This is a genomic window from Streptomyces akebiae, from assembly GCF_019599145.1.
GTDB lineage: Bacteria > Actinomycetota > Actinomycetes > Streptomycetales > Streptomycetaceae > Streptomyces > Streptomyces akebiae.
Genome location: NZ_CP080647.1, coordinates 3070611 through 3092382, shown reverse-complemented (window position 1 = coordinate 3092382; position 21772 = coordinate 3070611). Strand labels below are relative to the sequence as shown.

The 21772-nt window shown below is 71.8% G+C and carries 18 protein-coding genes; 10 read left to right on the top strand and 8 right to left on the bottom strand.

Features of this window, described 5'->3' with window-relative positions; genetic code table 11:
• Positions 1-46: 46 nt before the first annotated feature.
• Positions 47-643, top strand: a complete 597-nt coding sequence (locus K1J60_RS13150) for a TetR/AcrR family transcriptional regulator (protein ID WP_220646386.1) — start codon at positions 47-49, stop codon at positions 641-643.
• Here K1J60_RS13150 and K1J60_RS13145 read toward each other — a convergent pair.
• From K1J60_RS13145 to K1J60_RS13130, 4 genes are all read right to left on the bottom strand, one after another.
• Positions 640-1347, bottom strand: a complete 708-nt coding sequence (locus K1J60_RS13145; protein WP_220646385.1) for an ATP-binding cassette domain-containing protein — start codon at positions 1345-1347, stop codon at positions 640-642. The two genes, K1J60_RS13150 and K1J60_RS13145, sit on opposite strands and share 4 nt — an antisense overlap.
• Positions 1344-2378: an ABC transporter ATP-binding protein gene (locus K1J60_RS13140; protein WP_220651439.1), complete on the bottom strand. Its 1035-nt coding sequence runs from the start codon at positions 2376-2378 to the stop codon at positions 1344-1346. The genes K1J60_RS13145 and K1J60_RS13140 overlap by 4 nt, the downstream gene beginning before the upstream one ends.
• 139 nt (positions 2379-2517) lie before the next feature.
• The gene (locus K1J60_RS13135; RefSeq protein WP_259407704.1) at positions 2518-4305 is read right to left on the bottom strand and encodes an ABC transporter permease subunit; all 1788 of its coding nucleotides are present in this window, start codon (positions 4303-4305) and stop codon (positions 2518-2520) included.
• Positions 4306-4508: 203 nt separating this feature from the next.
• Positions 4509-5999 carry an ABC transporter substrate-binding protein gene (locus tag K1J60_RS13130; protein ID WP_220646384.1) on the bottom strand — a complete coding sequence of 497 codons (1491 nt, stop codon included), beginning with the start codon at positions 5997-5999 and terminating at the stop codon, positions 4509-4511.
• A gap of 163 nt (positions 6000-6162) precedes the next feature.
• Here K1J60_RS13130 and K1J60_RS13125 point away from each other — a divergent pair, with 163 nt between their 5' ends.
• Positions 6163-6744 (top strand): DUF4240 domain-containing protein, encoded by a 582-nt coding sequence (locus K1J60_RS13125; protein ID WP_220646383.1) that lies wholly within the window; start codon positions 6163-6165, stop codon positions 6742-6744.
• Positions 6745-6759: 15 nt separating this feature from the next.
• Here the strand turns inward: K1J60_RS13125 and K1J60_RS13120 are convergent, their stop codons facing one another.
• The gene (locus K1J60_RS13120; RefSeq protein ID WP_220646382.1) at positions 6760-7983 is read right to left on the bottom strand and encodes a PucR family transcriptional regulator; all 1224 of its coding nucleotides are present in this window, start codon (positions 7981-7983) and stop codon (positions 6760-6762) included.
• A gap of 107 nt (positions 7984-8090) precedes the next feature.
• Here K1J60_RS13120 and K1J60_RS13115 point away from each other — a divergent pair, with 107 nt between their 5' ends.
• The 3 genes from K1J60_RS13115 (at position 8091) to K1J60_RS45775 (ending at position 11346) form a co-directional block, all read left to right on the top strand.
• Positions 8091-9017 carry a proline dehydrogenase family protein gene (locus K1J60_RS13115; protein ID WP_220646381.1) on the top strand — a complete coding sequence of 309 codons (927 nt, stop codon included), beginning with the start codon at positions 8091-8093 and terminating at the stop codon, positions 9015-9017.
• Between the two features lie 239 nt (positions 9018-9256).
• On the top strand, positions 9257-10888 hold the full coding sequence (gene pruA / locus K1J60_RS13110) for an L-glutamate gamma-semialdehyde dehydrogenase (RefSeq protein ID WP_033526871.1): 1632 nt from the start codon (positions 9257-9259) through the stop codon (positions 10886-10888).
• Between the two features lie 326 nt (positions 10889-11214).
• On the top strand, positions 11215-11346 hold the full coding sequence (locus tag K1J60_RS45775) for a hypothetical protein (protein ID WP_005479955.1): 132 nt from the start codon (positions 11215-11217) through the stop codon (positions 11344-11346).
• A gap of 88 nt (positions 11347-11434) precedes the next feature.
• Here K1J60_RS45775 and K1J60_RS13105 read toward each other — a convergent pair whose 3' ends face one another.
• A complete protein-coding gene (locus K1J60_RS13105) occupies positions 11435-13042 on the bottom strand; it encodes a purple acid phosphatase family protein (RefSeq protein WP_220646380.1) in 1608 nt (535 codons plus the stop codon).
• A 142-nt stretch (positions 13043-13184) separates the two neighbouring features.
• Between K1J60_RS13105 and K1J60_RS13100 the strand changes: the two genes are divergently transcribed.
• The 3 genes from K1J60_RS13100 (at position 13185) to cimA (ending at position 17550) form a co-directional block, all read left to right on the top strand.
• A complete protein-coding gene (locus K1J60_RS13100; RefSeq protein WP_220646379.1) occupies positions 13185-14228 on the top strand; it encodes a 3-isopropylmalate dehydrogenase in 1044 nt (347 codons plus the stop codon).
• A gap of 250 nt (positions 14229-14478) precedes the next feature.
• Positions 14479-15564 (top strand): branched-chain amino acid aminotransferase, encoded by a 1086-nt coding sequence (locus tag K1J60_RS13095; protein WP_220646378.1) that lies wholly within the window; start codon positions 14479-14481, stop codon positions 15562-15564.
• Between the two features lie 381 nt (positions 15565-15945).
• On the top strand, positions 15946-17550 hold the full coding sequence (gene cimA / locus K1J60_RS13090; protein WP_220646377.1) for a citramalate synthase: 1605 nt from the start codon (positions 15946-15948) through the stop codon (positions 17548-17550).
• 87 nt (positions 17551-17637) lie between these two features.
• Here the strand turns inward: cimA and K1J60_RS13085 are convergent, their stop codons facing one another.
• Positions 17638-17943 (bottom strand): hypothetical protein, encoded by a 306-nt coding sequence (locus K1J60_RS13085; protein WP_259407703.1) that lies wholly within the window; start codon positions 17941-17943, stop codon positions 17638-17640.
• A gap of 215 nt (positions 17944-18158) precedes the next feature.
• On the opposite strand from K1J60_RS13085, the gene K1J60_RS13080 reads away from it, so the two are divergent.
• Complete coding sequence (locus K1J60_RS13080; protein WP_220646376.1) at positions 18159-19541, top strand: hypothetical protein; 1383 nt, start codon at positions 18159-18161, stop codon at positions 19539-19541.
• A gap of 126 nt (positions 19542-19667) precedes the next feature.
• Here K1J60_RS13080 and K1J60_RS13075 read toward each other — a convergent pair whose 3' ends face one another.
• Positions 19668-20450, bottom strand: a complete 783-nt coding sequence (locus K1J60_RS13075) for a serine protease (protein WP_220646375.1) — start codon at positions 20448-20450, stop codon at positions 19668-19670.
• A gap of 266 nt (positions 20451-20716) precedes the next feature.
• Here K1J60_RS13075 and K1J60_RS13070 point away from each other — a divergent pair, with 266 nt between their 5' ends.
• The gene (locus K1J60_RS13070; protein WP_220646374.1) at positions 20717-21589 is read left to right on the top strand and encodes an aminoglycoside phosphotransferase family protein; all 873 of its coding nucleotides are present in this window, start codon (positions 20717-20719) and stop codon (positions 21587-21589) included.
• The last annotated feature ends 183 nt before the right edge of the window (positions 21590-21772 follow it).

Here is a 21772-nt window from a genome sequence, read left to right as displayed (position 1 = left end):
ACGTACGTCTTGGACGCTTGTTCGTGGGCGAGGTTACGCTGACCCCATGGGACACCGTGAGGATCTACTCGAAGGCGCCAAGCGCTGCCTGTTGGAGAAGGGGTTCGCGCGAACGACGGCGCGCGACGTCGTCAGGGAGTCGGGAACGAACCTGGCGTCAATCGGCTACCACTACGGCTCCAAGGACGCGTTGCTGGCGCAGGCGTACGTGGCGATGGTCGAGGAGGTCTCGGACACCTTCGAGGGTGGCGGGGCGGTCGGCAGCGACAGTGATCCCGGCTCGGTCGAGCGGTTCCGCGAGGTGTGGGCGAACGCCGTGGAGAGCATGCGGGCGCCGGGCTCGATGTGGCGGCTCAGCATGGAGGTGCTGGCCATGGGGGACCAGTTGCCGGAGGTGCGCGAGCATCTGGCGCGGGCCCAGCGGGAGGGCGCGCGCGGGATCGTGACGCTTTTCATGGGCGGCCGGGACGAGGACGTCACGGACGCGGCGGCGGACACCCTCGGCCGCTTCTACCTGACCCTTCTGCTGGGCCTCGTCGCCCAGTGGACCTTCGACCCCGACACCGCGCCCGACGCCGAGGCCCTGACCGAGGGGCTCCGCCAGGTGATGGAGGCCGCGAGGGACCGGGGCGGCATCGTCTAGGCCGGGGCTGCCGTGGCGGCCGGGGCCGGTACGAGTCTCCCGGCGCGCATCTCGATCGAGCGGTCGGCGAAGTGGCGTACGACCGCACGGTCGTGGCAGATGAAGAGGTACCCGAGGTTCAGCTCGTCCTGGAGGTCGGCGAGCAGGTTGAGGACGCCGGCCCGGATGGAGGGGTCCAGGGCGGACACCGGCTCGTCGAGGACCAACAGACGGGGCTCGGACGCCAGAGCCCGCGCGATGCCGACCCGTTGGCACTGACCGCCGGACAACTCGTGCGGAAAGCGGTCGCCGAGGACCGGGTTCAGACCGACCCGGTCCAGGAGCCCGGCGACCCGGGCGGGGCCCGTGGCGTCCCAGCGGCCCTGGACGCGCAGGGGTTCCGCCACCGCTTCCCGGACGCGGTGGCGAGGGCTGAGCGAGCCGTACGGGTCCTGGAAGACCGGCTGCATACGGGGCCGGAGCGGGCGCAGCTCGCGTTCGCCGAGCGACGTCAACTCCTTTCCCTCGAAGCGGACTCGGCCACCGTCCGGGCGGCGCAGTCCGAGCACGGCGGTGACCGTGGAGGACTTCCCGCAGCCGGACGGGCCGTTCAGGGCCAGGGTCTCGCCCGCGTCCACCGTGAAGGACACCCGGTCGACGGCCGTGACCGGGCCGTAGCGGACGACCAGGTCGCGCACGTCGAGCAGAGGGACGTTCGGCTTCACGCTGGCTCCAGGAACAACTCGGTCGCGGGGTGGGGGACTTCGTCCCAGCGGTGGCAGGAGACCTCGTGACCGTCGCCGGCCGTCGACGGCCGCGGTTCCTCGTGACGGCAGCGGTCCTCGACGAGCGGGCAGCGCGGCGCGAAGGCGCAGCCCGGCGGGAGAGCGTCGGGCGCGGGCGGGGAACCCGGGATGGAGGGCAGCCGACGGCGACGGCGACCGGCGAGGCGCGGACTGTCGCTGTCGCTGTCGCCGTGGCCGTCGAGGTCGCCGTCGTCCGGCGGCAGCGACGCCAGCAGGCCCGCCGTGTACGGCGCTCGGGGGCGGCCCCACACGGCCGCCGCCGGGCCCTGTTCGACCTGACGTCCGGCGTACATGACCAGCACGCGGTCCGCGTGCTCCCGGACCACGCCCAGGTCATGGGTGACCAGCACGAGCGCGGCACCGACGGCCTCCCGCTGTGCGGCGAGGACTCGCAGGACCTGTTCCTGGAGTTCCGCGTCGAGGGCGGTCGTGGGCTCGTCCGCGACGACGACATCCGGTTCGTTGATCGTCGCCATGGCGATCACGGCCCGCTGGCGCATACCGCCGGAGTACTCGTGCGGATACGCCCGCGCCCGGCGCACGGCATCGGGGATGCCCACCCGGTCGAGCGCGGCGACCGCCCGGGCACGGGCCTCCTTGCGGGAGACGCGCGCCACCGACCTTACGGCCGCGGCGAGTTGGTCGCCCACCGGGTGCACGGGGGAGAGCGCCGACAACGCGTCCTGGGGCACCAGGGCGATACGCCGGCCGCGCTGGGCGGCGAGGTCCGCGTCCCCGCGCAGCCGTACGGTTCCGCTGCTTGTCGCACCCTCGGGCAGCATCCCGAGCAGCGCCCGCGCCGTGAGGGACTTGCCCGCGCCCGACTCGCCGACCAGGGCGAGCACCTCGCGCGGTCGGACGTCGAAGGACAGCCCGCGTACGGCCTCGACCCCGTCGAACGCGATCCGCAGGCCGCGGACCGAGAGCAGGACGTCGGACGCCGGCGGCACAGGGGACTCCGGCGGCGCGTCCGCCCTCGACGGCACGTCGGACTCCGGTGGCACGTCGGACTCCGGTGGCGGGTAGGACCGCGGTGGCCCGTCGGAGCCCGTCGGGACGTCCTTCGGCGGGAGGCCCTCGGGCGGCACGTCAGACCTCGGCTGCGACTTCAACGGACGCCTTCCCCTTCACATGGTGTGACCGACCGGGTTTCCGCGTGCGGCGAGCCGTCCGCGATTGCGCGTACGCCGCCCCCGACACCGCGAGACCGGCCAGCAGGGCGAGGGCGACCGCCGGTGCAAGGGCCGCCCACGGCGCGCGTTCCACGTACGCGCGGGACTCGTCGAGGAGCAACCCCCACTCCGGGGTGGGCGGTTGGGCTCCGAGGCCCAGGAAGCCCAGGGAGGCGAGGGCGAGGGCGATGCCCGGGAGGCGCAGGACGGCGTGGCGGGCGACGGGGGCGGCGACCGACGGGAGGACGTGCCGGGTGAGGATCCACCACGGGCTCGCGCCGATGGCCCGTTGGGCGGACAGGAACGCGGACGCGCGGACCTCCTGCACCAGCGCCGCCGCGTGGGCGGACAGGGCGGGCCAGGAGATCAGCGCCACGGCGAGGGCCGCGCCGCCCGTGCCGGGGCCGGCCGCCGCGGCGACGAGGATGCCGACGATCACCGGGGGCAGCGCGTTCGCGATGTCCGCCGCGCCCGCCGCCACCCGGGGCAGGAAGCCGAGCGCCAGGGAGACGAGGAGGCTCAGCGCGCAGACCGCCGCCGCCGTGCCGACCGTGGCGGCCGCGCCGTGGCCGAGACGGGCCAGGACGTCGCGGCCGAGCCCGTCCGTGCCGAGCGGGTGCGCCCAGGACGGCGGGAGGAGGCGGGCGGTGGTGTCCACGGCGTACGGGTCACGCAGCAGACCCCAGCCGACGGTGATCAGGAGGACGGCCGCCAGCGTCAGCGGTATCGCCGGGTGGGCGCGGACCGGGCGGGCCGGCGGCAGGGTGAGGCCCGCGTCGCGCAGGGCCGGGCCGAGGAGCCGGCGCCGGACGAGGGCGGCCAGGGCGCCCGCGACCAGGCCCAGGGCGAGGAGGGCGAGGACCGCGCCCTGGAGGAGGGGCAGGTCCTGGGACTTGGCCGCGCCCAGTGCGGTCCGGCCGATGCCGGGCACGGCGAACACCATCTCCACGGCGACCGCGCCGCCGGTCAGACCGACGGCGGCCATGCCGAACTGCGGTACCAGGGGCGGCAGTACGCGGCGCAGCGCCGCGGCCGAGACACGGGCCCGGCTCACGCCCGCGCCCCGCCACAGCTCCACCCAGCGTTCGTCGAGCACGGCGGGCAGCGCGTCCGCGACCAGGCGGCCCAGCAGACCGCCGGCCGGGACACCGAGGGCGATCGCGGGCAGCACCAGGTACTGCGGGCCCGCCCAGCCGGACGTCGGCAGCCAGCCCAGCCAGACCCCGCAGACCAGCAGCGCCACCGTGGCCAGCAGGAACTCGGGGACGGCGGCGAGCATCGCGGCGAACGCGCCGGCCGAGCCCCGGCCCCGGACGAGCACCGGGGCGACCAGGACGCAGGCCAGCAGGAGCGCGACGACGAAGGCGGTGCCCATCAGGCTCAGGGAGACCTGGAGGCCGGAGACCACCGAGGGCAGTACGTCCGTGCCGGACACCCATGAGGTGCCGAGGTCGCCGCGCAGCAGCCCGGAGGCCCAACTCCTCAACAGGGAGAGGGGTCCGGCGCCCAGGCCCAGGTCCTCGCGGATCGCGGCCAGCGCCTCGGGCGTCGCCTCCTGCTCGGCCGACCGGGCGCGCAGCACGGTCAGCGCGGGATCACGGCCGGACAGCCACGGCAGCAGACCGACGACGGCCAGCACACCGACGAGACAGCCGAGACGGGTCAGCCCGGCGGGACCGACCAGCGGTTGGGCGATGCGGCGCACCCGAACCCGCCCCCGCCCCGGACCGGAGTCCCTGGCACCCCCCGTCCGTCGGGCGGGTCCGGCCGACTCCGCCGCGGAACGGACCGTCCGCGCCGCGCTCGCACTCTGTGCGCTCGCACTATCGGTGCTCGCACTCACCGTGCTCGCACTCACCGCGACGCGCGCGCCCCGTGCCGCGTCGGTCGGTTCCCCTGCGGGCGCGCTCACTTGACGTACGTGTCCGCCGTGACCAGCTCCCGCTCGCGCGGGTCGTGGGCCGCGTCCACGACTCCGGCCGCGTCGCCCTGGATCACCCGCTCATGCAGCATCGGCACGGCCGCGTCGGTGGTGAGGACGGCGGCCTCGGCTTCGATGACGGCCTGTCGGCGGGCGTCACCGGCGGCGGTGTCGGAGGCCTGGTCGATGGCCGTGTCGACGGTCTTGTCGGCGAGCTGGGAGATGTTGAAGGAGCCGTCGGAGGCGAAGTCGCTGTAGAGGTACGCGGCCGGGTCGCCGGAGTCGAGGACGGTCGCCCGGGAGAGGATGAAGGCGTCGAACTCGCCCGCGAGCGCGTCGGACTCGATGTTGGCGTACTCGCGGACGTCGAGCTTCACCTTGAACCCCGCCTTCTGCAGCTGCTGTTGCAGCGTGGCGGCGACCTCGGGCAGCTCGGCGCGGTCGGTGAACGTGCCGATGGTGATGGCCTCGCCGTCCGGGTCCCCCGCCTCGGCGCGCTTCAGCGGGGACCGCAGCTCGGCCGCCCACGGGAGCGCGGGCCCGAGCAGCCCCTCGGCGACGTCGGCACGCCCCTCGTACACACCCTCGACGATGGACTCGGCGTCGACGGCCTCGCGGGCGGCGGCGCGCAGCGAGGCGTCCTTGAACACGCCCTTCTCGGTGTTCAGGTAGAGGGTGTTGGTACGGGGCATCGGGACCTCGGTGATCAGGTCCTGGTCGAGGACGGCGGCCTGTGACACCGGGACCGCCTCGACGATGTCGGCCTCGCCGCTGCGCAGGGAGGCCGCGCGGGCGGTGCCGTCCGGCACGTACTTCACGTCGATGCCGGGGGCCTTGGCCTTGCCGCCCCAGTAGTCGTCGTAGCGGTCGAGGGCGGCCGAGGCGGTGCCGTTGACCTCGGTCAGCTCGAAGGGGCCGGTGCCGGCGCCGAGCGGGTTCACCGTCTTTCCCTCGTAGGCCTTCGCCGCGAGGATCGACAGCTGCGGCGAGCTGAGGCGCTGCGGGACCAGTGGGTCCTCGACCGCCGTGGTGACGGTGACGGTGTCGCCGTCGGCCTTCGCCTTCAGGTCCACGCCGTCGAGGATGCGCGGCTTGGGGGACGCGGTGGCCGCCTCGGTGAGCGAGTTGACGACGGCCGCAGCGGTCAGCTTCGTACCGTCGTGGAACGTCACGCCCTCCCGGATCGTGAACGTCCACGTCTTGCCCGAGCGCTTCCACTCGGTGGCGAGCGCGGGTCGCGCGTCGCCCTCCGCGTCCAGTTTCACCAGGGTCTCGGCGGTCGACCAGCGCGACAGCTTGAACGCGTCGTCGGAGAGCGGGGACAGGCCCGAGCGGGGCGGCTGCATCATCGCGACCCGTATCCGCTTGCCCTCGCTCCCGGCCTCCTCGGGGCCCGCGGCCGAGAAGCAGCCTGTGAGCAGGGCGGAGGTCGCGGTGGTGACCGCGGTGAGAGGGACGAAACGGGCCGGGAGGCGCACGGGACACTCCGAGTAATGGCGTGGTCAAAGTTTCAACGTGCCCGACCGTAGCACGATGACAATCATTTTCAGAAGTGCGGTTTCGCGCCACCACGATGCCGCCCCACGACCCCCTCCACCGGCGGCCGGTCGCGTTGTCAGTGCCCCCTGCCATGGTGGGGACGTGGACGACGAGACCTTCTGGGACGTGATCGAGGACTGCCGACGGGTGACACCGGACCCCGACGAGCGGTCGGAGTGGCTGTGCGAGCGGTTGAAGGACCGGTCGGAGAACGAACTCCTGCGGTTCCAGGAGACCTTGGACCGCGTGTTGGCCCCCACGCTCACCTGGGACCTGTGGGGCGCTGCCGACCGGATCATGGGCTGGTGCTCCGACGACAGCTTCTTCTACTTCCGGCTCTGGCTGGTCGGCCTGGGCCGGGACGTGTTCGACCGGGCCGTCCGTGATCCCGACTCCCTGGCCGACGTGCCCGCGGTGCGGGGGCTCGTGGGCCGCCCGCCGCAGGTCTGGGAGGAAGAGGAGGTGCTGGAGTGGGAGGAGTTGGACTATGTCGCCGTGCGGGCGTGGGAGCACGTCACGGGTCGCACGGAGGAGGCCTTCTACGACGCCCTGGAGAGCCTCGTCGGCGACGACGCCGAGCCCATGGACCCGGCCGGCGAACGCTGGGACGCCCGCGACGACGAGGAGTCGCACCGCCGCCTGCCGCGCCTCAGCGCGTTGTTCCCGCTCTCCCCGGCGAGTTGACGTCCCCGGGGTGCGTCACAGCCGCGCCCCCTTCAGCGCCATGTGCAGCAGCAGGCGGTCCTCGCCGTCGGTCAGGCGCAGACCCGTGAGCTGCTCGACGCGGGAGAGGCGGTAGTAGAGGGTCTGCCGGTGGATGCCCAACTCGGCCGCCGTGCGCCCGGCTTGGCCCGCGTGATCCAGGAAGACCTCGGCGGTGCGGGCCAGTTCATGGTGGGCGGGGGCGAGGAGGGCACGGACGGCCGGGTCCTGGGGGAGGCCGGGAGGCAACGCGGTCAGCAGCCGGTACGGGCCGATGGAGCGCCACTCGGCGATCGGGCCCAGCCCCGGTTCCGCCAGCGCCGCCCGGGCCGCCGCCGAGGCCTCCCGCCAGTCGGTGCCCAGTTCGGCGAGGCCCGCGCGGGCTGCCGAGACGCCCGCCGCCGCGTGCGCGCCCGCGCGTTCCAGCAGCCGGGCGGCGGCGGTGAGCGCCGGGGCCGTGGTGTCGGCCGAGCGGAGCCGTACCAGCAGGGCCAGGCCCTGGCCCGCCGCACCCCAAGGCACCGTGCACAGCGCGGTCGCCCCCGGCACCGTACGGAAGGACGGCGCGTCGTCCTGGTCGGGATGCGGCCAGGGGGCCACGCACACCAGCGCGTGGACGCCGTCGCCGCGGGGACCGAGTGCCGTGCGCAGCTCCGCCACGGCCATGTCGCGCTCCCAGTCGCGCTCGGCGGTGAGGACCGCGCGCAGCTCGCGGGTGAGATCGGCGCCGGCCTGGGCCTCGTCCGCGAGCAGGGCGCCGATGCGGGAGGCCACCGCCATGGCGGCGGACAGCTGGGCGTCGGTGGGGCCCGGGTCGCCGTCCAGGAGCCAGACATAACCGAGGACGACCCCCCGATGGCGTACCGGGAGGCAGACCCGCCCCCGGAGCACCCCCGCCTCCGGCGTCGGCGGGATCCGGACCGGTCCCGTCGCCCGGGTGATGCCGAAGCCCTCGAACCACTCCCGGACCGCCGTCGTCGAGCGGCGGGTCAGGATCGAGCGGGTGCGGACCGGGTCCAGGGCCGACGGATCGAGCTCACCCTCGCTGTCGTACGCGCCGAAGGCGATCAGCTCGAAGTCGCGGTTCTCCAGCGTCGCCGGGGCGCCGAGCAGCGCGGAGATCTCGTCGACGAGTTCCTGGTAGTCACCCACGGGATGGGGGCTTGAGCTTTCCGGCGTCACCCCGGCATTGTCGCGTATCCCCGAGTGCCCTTCATACATCTGTCTGAGATCTGCGGCACGGATACGTGACAGCTGTCGATGGTCGGCGAACGGGGGGATCCTTAGGTTTCACGGTGGTTCTATCTGCTGGTTTGTGGAGGTGCCCCGTGCTGGGTCCCGTGATTCTCGCCGCGTCGCGCAGCGACCGGATACGACGCCTGATCTCGGCGGCGCCCGTGACCAAGCAGGTCGTCGACCGCTTCATCCCCGGTGAACGCGTGGACGACATCGTCCCCGTCATCCGGGAGCTCACCGGCCGCGGTCTCGACGTGACGATGGACGTCGTCGGCGAGGACATCACCCGTCCGGAGCAGGCCGCCGCCGCCCGCGACGCCTATCTGGAGCTGATCGACCGGCTGAAGGAGCTGGAGCTCGGCGAGCGCGCCGAGATGTCCGTGAAGCTCTCCCTCTTCGGCCAGGCCCTCGACGGCGGCCACGAGCTGGCCCTCGCCAACGTCCGCCCGGTCGTCGAGGCCGCCGCCGCGATCGGCACGACGGTCACCCTCGACGCGGAGGACCACACCACCCTCGACTCGACGTTCGCCATCCACGACGAGCTGCGCCGGGACTTCCCGCAGACCGGCTGCGTCATCCAGGCCTATCTCTTCCGTACCGAGGCCGACGCCCGCCGCCTGGCCGAGAACGGCAGCCGGGTGAGGCTGGTGAAGGGCGCCTACAAGGAGCCCGCCGACGTGGCCTTCCAGCAGAAGGCCGAGATCGACAAGGCGTACGTCCGCGTCCTGAAGATCCTCATGGACGGGGAGGGGTACCCGATGATCGGGTCCCACGACCCGCGCCTGATCTCCATAGCCCAGGAACTCGCCCACCGCGCCGGACGCAAGCTCGACGAGTACGAGTTCCAGATGCTGTACGGCATCCGCGGCGACGAGCACCTGCGGCTCGCCGCCGAAGGACACCGGATGCGGGTCTACACCGCCTACGGCACGGACTGGTACGGCTACTTCATGCGCCGCCTCGCGGAGAAGCCGGCGAACCTGCGCTTCTTCGCCCGCTCGATGGTCAGCAAGGGGTGAGCGGTAGCTGTCGGCACCCGGGTGCATTGCGGGTGACGGCAGCTACCGCCCATGGATCGGCTGAGCCGACCCGGTTCCGGTAAGGAGTTACGGAACCCGTGACTCCGCCCCCGTGGGGGCTTCTCACTCGCCCGCCGCGGCGGGTTCGTGACGGTCAAGCCCTGACCGCCGCCCAACATACGCACACGGCTTCGGCTCCCCGGGACTGAAGCCAGGGATTCACTCGGAAGAGGTAGCTCATGGACGCTGTGACCCAGGTCCCCACCCCCGTCAACGAGCCGGTGCACGGCTACGCCCCCGGCTCGCCCGAGCGCGCCCGGCTGGAGGTCAAGCTGAAGGAGCTGGCCGAGAACCCGATCGACCTGCCGATGACCATCGGCGGCGAGAAGCGGATGGGCGGCGGTGACCGCTTCGACGTGGTGCAGCCGCACAACCACAAGGCCCGCCTCGGCACCTACGCCAACGCCACCGGGCAGGACGCCCAGGACGCCATCGACGCGGCCCTCGCGGCCGCGCCCGCCTGGCGTGCGATGTCCTTCGACGACCGCGCCGCGATCATCCTGCGCGCCGCCGACCTCCTCGCGGGCCCGTGGCGCGAGACGCTGGCCGCCTCCACCATGCTCGGCCAGTCGAAGACCGCCCAGCAGGCCGAGATCGACTGTCCCTGCGAGCTGGTCGACTTCTGGCGCTTCAACGTCAAGTACGCCCGTGACCTGCTCGCCGAGCAGCCCCCGGCCAACTCCCCGGGCGTGTGGAACCGCCTCGACCACCGCCCGCTGGAGGGCTTCGTCTACGCGATCACGCCGTTCAACTTCACGGCCATCGCGGGCAACCTGCCGACCGCCCCGGCGCTGATGGGCAACGTGGTGGTGTGGAAGCCGTCCCCGACGCAGACCCACGCGGCCGTCCTGCTCATGCGACTGCTGGAGGAGGCGGGTCTGCCCAAGGGCGTCATCAACCTCGTCACGGGCGACGGCATCGAGGTCTCCAAGGTGGCCCTCGAACACCGTGACCTCGCCGGCATCCACTTCACCGGCTCGACCAAGACCTTCCAGTACCTGTGGAAGACGGTCGGCGCCAACATCGAGAAGTACCGGTCCTACCCCCGCCTCGTCGGTGAGACCGGCGGCAAGGACTTCGTGGTCGCGCACCCGAGCGCCGACCGCGCCGTGCTCAAGACCGCCCTCACCCGCGGCGCCTTCGAGTACCAGGGCCAGAAGTGCAGTGCGACCTCCCGGGCCTACATCCCGGCGTCGATCTGGAACTCCGGCTTCAAGGAGGAGTTCGCCGCCGAGGTCGAGTACCTGACCATGGGCGACGTCACCGATCTGTCCAACTTCATCGGCGCCGTCATCGACGAACGCTCCTTCGCCAAGAACAAGGCAGCCATCGACCGCGCCAAGTCCGACCCGACCTGCACGATCGTCGCCGGCGGCTCCTACGACGACTCGGTCGGCTACTTCGTCCGCCCGACCGTCGTCGAGTGCACCGACCCGACGAACGAGGTCTTCACCACCGAGTACTTCGGCCCGTTCCTCGCCGTGCACGTCTACGAGGACGACCGGTACGAGGAGATGCTGACCCAGATGGAGTCGGTGTCGGCGTACGCCCTGACGGGTTCCGTCATCTCGGGCGACCGCGCGGCCGCCGCGTACACGATGGACAAGCTCCGCTACGCGGCCGGCAACTTCTACATCAACGACAAGTCCACCGGCGCCGTCGTCGGCCAGCAGCCCTTCGGCGGCGGCCGTGCCTCCGGCACCAACGACAAGGCCGGCGCCCCCCAGAACCTGATGCGCTGGACCCTGACCCGCGCCATCAAGGAGACCCTGGTCCCGCCGACCGACTACTCGTACCCGCACATGGGCTGACGTCGGGCACGGACAGCGCGCCCGGCCCCTCCGTCGTGGAGGGGCCGGGCGCTGCCGTGTCCGGCGGGATCCAGGAAAGCGCAGGTCAGAGGGGTGTGACCCAATCCACCGTCTCAGATAGTAGGAAGTCCGACTAATTGTGGAGACAGATGCGCCGCGCTCACCTAGCTTTGTAGGAGCCGAACGTCTCGCTCGATCCAGCGAATGGCGGACGTGAGCCGGAGCCCTAGTCAGGCAACCCCTGCGGCCCCGCTCCCCGCCCCATCCGGCGTCTCGCAACCCTCCCGTTTCCGTACTCCGGATTGCCTCGAAGGAGTCGATTCCCCATGGCCGAGACGACCGTCCGCCGCCGAGTCCGTCACGTTTCCCGGACCACCGAGTCCGACCGCAAGAACGCCGCCGCGGCCCTGCAGCGCGCCCTCGACCGCAGGGACAACGGCGGCTCGACCGGGCACTGAGCGCCCCACCAGCCGGGAGCCGCACCCGTTCGGAGTGCGGCGCGGCCGCGGGTGGACGCCTACGGCCGTGCCGCACCTCGAACTGCACTCACGTCCCGCGCCGCACCTCGAAGTGGTCGACGCGGTCGCCGTTCTGTGCCAGCGCCGACACCTTCAGAGCCGGTCGCGCGCCGCCTGAGACCTCCACCGAGAGCAGCGAGAAGCCCCGGTAGCGCACCCGCGACCACTCCACCGTCTCCGCCTTCGACCTGCGCGACCTGGTCCACTCGAAGGTCTCCACGGCGTCGTGGCGGGTGACGTGCCCCTCGTAGCTCTCCTTCACGCCGGACGGGAAGCCGTACAGATCGCGCCCACCGCCGCCCGCCGTGACGTACACGATCCCGTCCCGGGTCGGGTCGGTGGACGCGCCGACGGGTACCGGCCTGCCGACGTCGCCGTCCTTGACGGCGTCGGTCCGCTCGTAGACGTGGTTGTGGCCGTTGATCACCAGGTCCACCTGGTGCTTCGCGAACAGCGGCGGCCACGCGTCACGGACACCGCCGTCGGAGGCGTGCGAGGACGTCGAGTAGGCGCAGTGGTGGAAGAAGACGACGATGAAGTCGACGTCCTTCGCGGCCCTCAGCTCCCCCAGCTTCCTGTCCAGCCACTTGGTCTGCCGGCCGCCCGAGTAGCCGAGGTTGGCGGGGATCTCGTACGACACGTCGTTCGCGTCCAGCGCCACGAAGCCGACGTTGCCGTAGGTGAACGCGTACACCCCCGGCGCGGAACGGGGGTCGAAGCCGTTGTCCGGGAGGGACCAGCGGGCGAGTTGACCGCCGTAGCCGTCCGGCGAGTACCAGGCCTCCATGTCGTGGTTGCCGGTCGTCACCATCCACGGCACGGACCTGGCCACCGGCTCGTTCTGCTTGAGGAACAGGTCCCAGAAGCCGGGGTCGTAGCCGTCCGACTCCACGCCCTTGCCGTTGCCGTTGGCGTAGCAGATGTCGCCGGCGTGGAGATGGAAGGCCGGCTTCTGGCGGATGATCAGGTTGTCGTTGGCCGCCGCGGCCTTGCCGACGCCCTGGTCGCCGAAGGCGGTGAACACGAACTTCTCCGGTGCGGCGGGCGCCGTGCGGAAGGTGCCGATCGTGGAGCGGTGGGCGGGGGCGGCCGGGTCGAAGCCCTCGTGGCCGACGCCGTAGTAGTACGTCGTCCCGGGTCGCAGGCCGTCCAGGGCCGCGTGCAGGTAGTACTGCTCCAGCTCCAGGCGCACTCCCTCGATCCCCGGCGTGTGCAGGTCGCGGATCTCCGCCTCGACCTTCCGGGTCAGCTCCTCGGGCTTCAGGCCCACGCGCACGTACGGCTTCTTCACCGCGAACGGCACCTGCCAGGAGATCCGCATCCGCGTCTTCGGGTCGGCGCCGAACGCCAGATGGCGGCCGAAGGGGGTGACGACGGAACCGGGCGCCTTCGAGGTGGCGGGCGACGGGGCCGAGGTCGTCGCGTTCGGTGAGGCCGGCGAGTCGGATCCGCCGCAGCCGGTCAGCAGCCCGCCCGCCGCCAGTGAGCCCGCCGTCACCAGGGTGCGGCGCCGCGACAGCTTCGTACGCAGGTACTCGTACTGTTCGGCCATGCTCATCCGGCGCGCGAGCTGCGGCGGGATGCCGAAGTCGAGTACGGGAGGTCCGGGGGGTGTCCTCCTGGAAGGGTGGGTCATGCTGACGAAGTTCCCAGCGAATCCCAACACCCGCCCCCCGTACGGGTGAACGCGTGGTGACGTGTGGGCAGCGTCACCCGACCGTGCGTCCGTATCGCGGACACCTTGTGTCATCCCGTGGGACCAGGAGTACGGTGCCGTCATGTCTCGCAGCCTCAATCTCGCAGTGATCCCCGGTGACGGCATCGGTCAGGAAGTCGTGGCCCAGGGGCTCAAGGTCCTCTCCGCCGTCCTTCCGCAGGATGTGAAGCTGGAGACCAAGGAGTACGACTTCGGCGCCAAGCGCTACCACGCCACCGGTGAGACCCTCACCGAAGCCGACCTCGACGCGCTGAAGCGGCACGACGCGATCCTGCTCGGCGCGATCGGTGACCCGAGCGTCCCCTCCGGCGTACTGGAGCGCGGCTTCCTGCTCAAGCTCCGCTTCGCCTTCGACCACCACGTGAACCTGCGCCCGTCGAAGCTGCTCCCGGGTGTCGCCACCCCGCTCGCCGGCCAGCCCGAGATCGACTTCGTCGTGGTCCGTGAGGGCACCGAGGGCCCGTACACCGGCAACGGCGGCACCATCCGCAAGGGCACCGAGCACGAGGTCGCCACCGAGGTCTCCGTGAACACGGCCTTCGGTGTCGAGCGCGTGGTCCGTGACGCGTTCGCCCGCGCCCAGGCCCGCCCGCGCAAGAAGCTCACCCTCGTCCACAAGAACAACGTGCTGACCTTCGCCGGTCACCTGTGGACGAACATCTTCAACAAGGTGGCCGAGGAGTTCCCCGAGGTCACCACCGACTACATCCACGTCGACGCGGCCACGATCTACCTGGTCACCGACCCGGCCCGGTTCGACGTCATCGTCACCGACAACCTCTTCGGTGACATCATCACCGACCTCGCCGCGGCCGTCTCCGGCGGCATCGGTGTCGCGGCCTCCGGCAACATCAACCCCTCCGGCGACTTCCCGTCCATGTTCGAGCCCGTGCACGGCTCGGCCCCGGACATCGCCGGCCAGGGCAAGGCCGACCCTTCCGCCACGGTCCTGTCCGTCGCCCTGCTCCTGCGCCACCTCGGCTACGAGGCCGAGGCCGCGGCGATCGAGGAGGCCGTCTCCGCCGACCTCGCGGAGCGCGTCGGAAAGCCCGCCCGTTCGACGGCCGAGATCGGCGACGCCCTCGCCGTACGAGTAGCCGGCTGACCCGCCGCGCCACTCGAAATCTTTCGAAGCCGCCGGGTCGCTACCGCACCCGGCGGCTTCCGCATGTCCCCGCCGGGTGCCACCATCATCCCCTGGGTCGCATTCACGCCGTTTTCTTCCGCCGACTCCGCTTGCGATAATCGAACGCGGAGCCGCCGAACGAGGGAATGCTCGGACGCCCTAGCACTCGCCACTGGAGTACGGATGTGAGCGCGGCCCGTCACACACAACCGGTGAAGGACACCCACTCATGACGCCCACGATCGAGCTCAAGCCCTCCGCCAGACCGCTCTCCGACGCCGAGCGCGACGCGGTCCTGGCCAACCCCGGTTTCGGCCGCCACTTCACCGACCACATGGTCGTCATCAAGTGGACCGAGGGTCGTGGCTGGCACGACGGCCAGCTCGTTCCGTACGCGCCGCTCTCCCTGGACCCGGCCACCATGGTCCTGCACTACGCCCAGGAGATCTTCGAGGGCCTGAAGGCCTACCGGCAGCCCGACGGCTCCGTCGCCACCTTCCGTCCGGAGAAGAACGCCAGGCGCTTCCAGGCCTCCGCCCGCCGGCTCGGCATGCCGGAACTGCCGGTCGAGACGTTCATCGAGGCCTGTGACGCGCTGGTGAAGCAGGACCAGGGCTGGGTCCCCGCCCACGGTGGCGAGGAGTCCCTCTACCTCCGCCCCTTCATGATCGCCACCGAGGTCGGCCTGGGCGTCAAGCCGGCGGGCGAGTACCTCTTCCTGGTGATCGCCTCCCCGGCCGGCGCCTACTTCCCCGGCGGAGTGCAGCCCGTCTCGATCTGGGTCTCCGAGGACCACGTCCGCGCGGTCCCCGGCGGCATGGGCGACGCCAAGACCGGCGGCAACTACGCCGCCTCCCTCCTCGCCCAGGCCGAGGCGGCGGCCGAGGGCTGCGCCCAGGTCTGCTACCTCGACGCGGTCGAGCGCAAGTGGGTCGAGGAACTCGGCGGCATGAACCTGTACTTCGTGTACGGCGACCGCATCGTCACCCCCTCCCTCACCGGCTCCATCCTGGAGGGCGTCACCCGTGACTCCCTGCTGACGGTCGCCGCCGACCTCGGCTACACCGCCGAGGAGGGCCGGATCTCCATCGACCAGTGGCAGGCCGACTCCGAGAGCGGCGCCCTCACCGAGGTCTTCGCCTGCGGTACGGCCGCCGTCATCACCCCCGTCGGCACGGTCAAGCGCACCGGCGCCGCCTGGCAGCAGTCCGGCGGCGAGCCCGGCCCCGTCACCCTCAAGCTCCGCGAGGCGCTGCTGGACATCCAGCGCGGCACGGCCGAGGACAAGCACGGCTGGATGCACGAGCTGGGCTGACGCCGAGCGTCGATCCCCTCCAGGGCCGCCACGGACGATGCGTCCGCGGTGGCCCTGCCGCGTCGAAGCGCGCTGTTCGCATCCTGAGACAGACGGTGAGCACGGGGACGGTCTGTGCCAGACTGCCCCCGTGCTCTCGTTCGCCATGATTATTGGCAGCAGGCGCGCCGGTCCGCAGTGACCGCCAGGTACGACCACGTACGGGCGGACACCGTCGTCCTCGACCCGCGCGCAGACCTCTCGCACCCGCGAGAGGTTTTTCGCTTTTCTGGCCCACCTTCAGCCGGGAGCGCAGCGTGAGGGAGCATTGGGGACGGTGGAGCCGGTCATTCCGGTACAGACCGTGATCCAGCGGGATCCAACAGCAGGAGCCTTGACACCATGACGGAAACCAGCGAACTCGACGACTCCTTCCACGTCTTCGACACCACCCTGCGCGACGGCGCCCAGCGCGAGGGCATCAACCTGACCGTCGCGGACAAGCTGGCCATCGCACGGCACCTGGACGACTTCGGCGTCGGCTTCATCGAGGGCGGCTGGCCCGGCGCGAACCCGCGCGACACCGAGTTCTTCGCCCGCGCGCAGAAGGAGATCGACTTCAGGCACGCCCAGCTGGTGGCGTTCGGCGCCACCCGCCGCGCGGGCGGCAAGGCGAGCGAGGATCCGCAGGTCAAAGCCCTGCTCGACTCCGGCGCCCCGGTGATCACCCTGGTCGCCAAGTCCCACGACCGTCATGTGGAACTCGCCCTGCGCACCACGCTCGACGAGAACCTGGAGATGGTCCGCGACACCGTCTCCCACCTCCGCTCCGAGGGCCGCCGGGTCTTCGTCGACTGCGAACACTTCTTCGACGGCTACCGGGCCAACCCCCAGTACGCCAAGGCCGTCGTCCGTGCCGCCGCGGAGGCCGGCGCCGACGTGGTGATCCTCTGCGACACCAACGGCGGCATGCTGCCGGCGCAGGTCCAGGCCGTCGTCGCGACCGTGCTGGCCGACACCGGCGCCCGCCTCGGCATCCACGCCCAGGACGACACCGGCTGCGCGGTCGCCAACACCCTGGCCGCCGTCGACGCCGGCGCCACCCACGTCCAGTGCACCGCCAACGGTTACGGCGAGCGGGTCGGCAACTCCAACCTCTTCCCGGTCGTCGCCGCGCTGGAGCTGAAGTACGGCAAGAAGGTCCTCCCCGAGGGCGCCCTGCGCGAGATGACGCGGATCTCCCACGCGATCGCCGAGGTCGTCAACCTCACCCCCTCCACCCACCAGCCGTACGTCGGTGTCTCGGCGTTCGCGCACAAGGCCGGCCTGCACGCGTCCGCGATCAAGGTCGACCCGGACCTGTACCAGCACATCGACCCCGAGCAGGTCGGCAACACCATGCGGATGCTGGTCTCCGACATGGCGGGCCGTGCCTCCATCGAACTCAAGGGCAAGGAGCTGGGCGTCGACCTCGGCGACGACCGGGAGCTGGTCGGCCGGGTCGTCGAGCGGGTCAAGGAGCGCGAACTGCGGGGCTACACCTACGAGGCCGCGGACGCCAGCTTCGAGATCCTCCTGCGCGACGAGGTCGCGGGCAAGCCGCAGCGGTACTTCCGCACGGAGTCCTGGCGGGCCATCGTCGAGGACCGCCCCGACGGCAGCCACGCCAACGAGGCCACCGTCAAGCTGTGGGCCAAGAGCGAGCGCATCGTCGCCACGGCCGAGGGCAACGGCCCCGTCAACGCGCTCGACCGCGCCCTGCGCGTCGCCCTGGAGAAGATCTACCCCCAGCTCGCCAAGCTGGAGCTGGTCGACTACAAGGTCCGCATCCTGGAGGGCAAGCACGGCACCAACTCCACGACGCGTGTGCTGATCTCCACGACGGACGGTGCGGGGGAGTGGTCCACGGTCGGTGTCGCCGAGAACGTCATCGCCGCGTCCTGGCAGGCGCTGGAGGACGCGTACACGTACGGGCTGCTGCGGGCGGGTGTCGAACCGGCGGAGTGATCGGCCGCGAGTCGGTGGACGGGATGCGCGGGGCGACCGCGGACGGTCCGTGGCCGCCCGCTGGGCGCACCGGGCCGCCCCGCCTCCTCAGCACGACTCCTCGGCGAGTTCCTCGAACTCGTCGAGGTCCATCGCCCGGTCGTCGGCCCACACCTGCCCGGTCCCCAGACCGGAGAGGTCCCCGGCGGTGAAGGCGACCGTGCCGTTGTAGTCGTCCTCGTGGTGGGTGAAGGTCAGCTGGTAGGTGCGGTCCGGCAGCAATCGACGCTCACCCCCGGCGTCGGTGCCCCACGCGGGTGGCGGCGAGAAGAGCGCGAACGCGGTGTCGCCCGACCGTTCACCTTCCGCCCGCCAGAGCGTGACGTCCGTGTCGTCCTGTCCAGGGCCGTGCAACCGCTCAACAGCGTCGCCCCGCCGACCGCGCCCACCACCGCCGACACTCTTCGCAGCATTCCGCTCGCCCCCGTTCCGCCGTCGCCAGGACCCGGCCCGAACCCCTTCGAACGGTTGTACAGCCGTTCCGGCGTCCACCCAAGTCGACGGTCGGTCCCATCGGGTCACGAAAGCGGATCGTCCGTTTTGCGGTGGAACGAGGTAGCTTCGAAGGTATGAAGGGCGCACCGGTTCGTCGTCTGCTCCGCCTCCTCATGGTGCCGCTCGCCGCGATGGCGCTGGCGGCCCTGGCGGTGCTGTCGGTCGGTGCGCCGAGCGCACACGCGGCCACCGACCTGTCGACGGTGGCCGCGGCCCTGCGCGAGGGCCCCGTCTACGTCGACCCGGCCGCCACCGACCTGCTCTCCTCGGCGGACGCCGAGGCCCTCGCCGACAAGATCGAGGACGCGGACGAGCCGATCTTCGTGGCGGTCCTCCCGGCCGGCTACCCGAGCGAGAACCTCTTCCAGAACCTCCGCACCGAGACGGGCGTCACCGGCCTCTACGGCGTCCGCCTCGGCGATCGTTTCGACGCCCGGGCCGACAGCAGTGTGCTGAGCCAGGAGGCCGTCGCCAACCTGGTCACGGCGGTCCAGGGCGCCGGCGACCCGAAGGCCCAGCTCAACGACTTCGTGGACGACGCCCTGCGCAGCAACCCGGGCGGCACGGCCCCGTCGAGCTGGAGCGACGGCGGCGACGCGGGCGTGGACGCCGGTGCCCTGGCCGCGGCGGGCGCGGTCGTGGTGGCGGGCGGCGTCGGCGCGTACGCGCTGGTCCGCCGCAACCGCCGGCGCAAGGAGGAGGAACGCCGCGAGGCGCTGGCCAAGCTCTCCGTGGTGGTGGACGAGGACATCACGGCCTTCGGCGAGGAACTGGAGCGCCTGGACTTCCACCCCGCCGAGGCGGGCGCCGACGACGCGATGCGCGCCGACTACGAACGGGCCCTGGACGCCTACGAGAAGGCCAAGTCCCTCATGGCGGCGACCACCCGCCCCGAGGAGGTCCGCGCGGTCACCCAGACCCTGGAGGACGGCCGCTTCTCCCTCGCGCAGCTCGCCGCCCGCAGGGAGGGCCGTCCCCTGCCGGAGCGCCGCGCCCCCTGCTTCTTCGACCCCCGCCACGGTCCGTCGGTCGCCGACGTCCTGTGGGCCCCGGGCGTCGGCACCGCACGCGAGGTGCCGGTCTGCGCCGCCGACCGGGCCCGCCTCGCCGACGGCGAGGACCCCATGATCCGCGAGGTGGAGACGGTGTCCGGCGCCCGCCGCCCCTACTGGGACGCCGGCCCGGCCTACGGCCCCTGGGCGGGCGGCTACTACGGCGGCGGCCTCCTCCCCGGCCTCCTCGTCGGCACCATGCTCGGCAGCATGATGGCCACCCCCTCGTACGCCGCCATGTACGGCTCCGGTTACGGCGACTTCGGCGCGGCCTCCGGCTACGGCGGCGGCGACGTCTCGGGCGGTGACTTCGACACGGACGACTTCAGCGGTGGTTTCGGCGGCGGGGACTTCGGCGGCGGCGGCGATTTCGGCGGCGGCGGGGACTTCGGCGGAGGCTTCTGAAGCCCCGTCCCCGACACGGGCCGGCCGTGGGTACGGACACGGGCAAGGACACGGGCAAGGACACGGGCCCGGCGCTGGGAGCCGCCGGGCCCGTGGACGTCGTACGAGAGTGCTGCGGCGCGTCGCTCAGAGAGTGGCCGCGGCCGCCGCGATCTGGGACGCGAAGGTGGACACCTCGGTGTAGACACCGGGGGCGTTGGGCTGGGCGCAGCCTATGCCCCAGCTGACGATGCCGACCTGGATCCACTGGTTGGCGTTGTCCCGACGGAACATCGGACCGCCCGAGTCGCCCTGGCAGGTGTCGACGCCACCCGCCGCGTAACCGGCACAGATCTCCTCGCCGGCGATGAGCCCGCCGTAGCCGCTGTAGGAACGGCAGGTCGCGTCGCTCACGAACGGCACGGTCGCCTTGAGCATGTACCGCTGCTGCGCGCCGCCCTGGGTGGCCGCGCCCCAGCCGGCGACCGTGAAGGTGCCGGAGTTGTACGCGGTGGTCGTGGCGATCTTCAGTGTCGGGAGGTTGATGGGCGAGGCCAGCTTGATGAGCGCCCAGTCCTTGCCGTCGCCGTTGTAGCCGGGGGCCCGGTACACCTTGGTCGAGCGGACCTGGACCCGGCCGCTGGTGCTCTGGAGGTCCACGACACCGGCCGTGGCCGTGTAGCTGGTGTTGTTGCCGGTCGCGCCGACACAGTGCGCGGCCGTGAGCACGATCTGCTGCGTGTACAGCGAGCCGCCACAGCCCATCGACAACCGGACCATGAACGGGAACTCGCCCTGCGCGGCCCGCGTGCCGCCGACCACCGGCGCCGGCGCGGCCGTCGCCGCCGACACGGGCTGCAGGCTGGCGATCGCGAGCGCGGCTGCACCGACAGCCGCGCATCTCTTCAGAGCGGTGATGAGTCGCTTCAACGTGATGCCTTCCGTGGGGGGTTGACATGCGATGAGTCGTTCGATGACACGTACTGCCGAACCGCAGGCATGACGCAGACATGCCAATCAGGCGACATGAAATCGCCTTTGGTGGCATGCCCAGGTCAATTTCTGTTGCAGGATTATGAGAACGCCGGAAGCCCTCACACAAGGGGCGCGAACCAGCCAGCCTTGCTGCCGGCCCACGAGCCGTCCCGCGGGAAAAGGGAGTGCGGCGGCGCCGGAGGACCGCGCACACTGATCCGGTGATCGACATCTCGACCGAGCTCGTACGCACCCTGATCTCAAGCCAGTTCCCGCAGTGGAGCGACCTCCCGGTCAGAGCCGTCGACCGGCAGGGCTGGGACAACCGGACCTTCCGGCTGGGGGAACGGCTGACGGTCCGTCTGCCCAGCGCGGAGGGCTATGTGGCAGCCGTGGCCAAGGAGGACCGATGTCTGCCCGAGCTGGCCCGGCATGTGCCGCTGTCCGTGCCGGAGCCGGTCGCCGTCGGGGCGCCCGGGGCGGGGTACCCGTTCCCGTGGTCGGTGCGGCGGTGGCTTCCGGGGGAGACGGTCGAGGTCGCGACGGACCTCGACGGGACGCGGCTCGCCCGTGACCTCGGGACCTTCCTCACCCGGCTGCGCGAGGCGCCGGTCGGGCGGGGCCCGGCCGCCGGACGGCACTCGTACTTCCGTGGCTGTCATCCCGGCGTCTACGGCGACGAGGTCGAGGCGGCCCTGGAGCGGCTGGCCGACTCCGTCGACGTCGCCGCCTGCCGGGCCGTGTGGGCACAGGCGCTGACGTCCGCCTGGCCCTCCCCGCCGACGTGGTTCCACGGTGACGTCTCCGTCGGGAACCTCCTCACCACCGACGGGGTTCTCTCCGCCGTCATCGACTTCGGCTCCTCCGGGGTCGGCGACCCCGCCTGTGACCTCGTCATCGCCTGGAACCACTTCACCGGCGAGGAGAGGAAGGTCTTCCGCGAGGCCGTCGGCCTGCCCGACGACGCCTGGCGACGGGCCCGGGGCTGGGCACTGTGGAAGGCTCTGGTCAGCACGGCGGGTCTGTCCAGTCCCGACCCCGAGGGAAGGCAGCGCCGGGTGCTCGACCGCGTACTGGAGGACGCGGTCGTCTGAGGCCCCCAGTACGAGGCCTTTCGTCCGGCCACGCCGAGAGCACGCTCCCCCAGTCTCGGCTGCGCTCGACCGGGAGGTACCCCCACGACGCCGCAGAGCCGCCCTTCGGGCGACGAAGGGACTTCCGAAACACGCCCTAGGACAGAAACCGTCCTAGATCCGTTCTACCGTGCCGGGCATGAC